General features: G+C 79.5%; 1 pseudogene. It reads left to right on the top strand.

Features of this window, described 5'->3' with window-relative positions:
* Positions 1–26: 26 nt before the first annotated feature.
* Positions 27–862, top strand: a pseudogene (locus EEJ42_RS31205) (hypothetical protein); the annotation flags it as partial.

Raw genomic sequence — 862 nt, 5'->3', positions numbered from 1 at the left:
GCCGCCCCCTGCACATGGGCCCGCCCGTGCCCGACCACACCTCCGGCGGCGGCATCGTCCGTTCCCTCGCCGACCGCGGCCCGGCCGCCGGCCGGCACACCGCGCCGCCCGTCCAGCAGCCCCAGCAGGCGCCCCCGCCCGAGCCCGAGTACACCGGTGGCGTCGACTACGCCAGCGCCCCCGAGTACGCCGCCGGGCCGCAGTACTTCGCCACCCAGCCCCAGCCCCAGCCCGACGACCCCGGCCCGCTCCCGGGACCGCAGCTCGCCGGCCTCCCGCAGATCGGCGACGCCCCGCCGCCCGGTGACGCCTGGGACCCCCAGCCGCCCGCGCCCATGCCCGCACCAGCAGAAACGGTCGGTCTCGGCGACCAGCCGCTGCCGCCGGAGGGCGCAGAGCCCGCGGCGATGGACCTGGGCTACGTCGACCCCGGCTACGCCGACCAGGGGTACGCCGATCCCCAGGGCGGGACGCCCGCCCCGGAACCCGGGCAACCGGTCGTCGACATCCCGGCCCAGGTCCAGCCGGGCATTGCCCCGGACCAGCTCCACGCGGGCCCGCAGGCTGTCATCCCGGCCCAGATCCCCCACGCGGACGCGGAGGCCCCACAGCCCTACGCCGACCCGACCGCCGTGGACCCGGGCCACGCGATAGTCGCCGACACGGAGGAGCAGCCCCCGCCCGCCGATGCCGGTACGGCTGCCGATGCGGCTGCCGATGCGGCTGCCGCCGAGGCGCAGGCCCCGGAGGCGGCACCTGCGGAGGCGCAGGCCGCCCCGGCCGAGGCCGCGGTGCCCGAGGCCGACGCGCAGGACCCGTCTGCCTCCGCCGAGGCGCAGGCCCCGGCCGCCGAGGCGCAGGT

The organism is Streptomyces botrytidirepellens (assembly GCF_003721215.1).
GTDB lineage: Bacteria > Actinomycetota > Actinomycetes > Streptomycetales > Streptomycetaceae > Streptomyces > Streptomyces himastatinicus.
The sequence above is the reverse complement of the archived record's forward strand: the minus strand, read 5'-3'. Positions and strand labels throughout refer to the sequence as shown.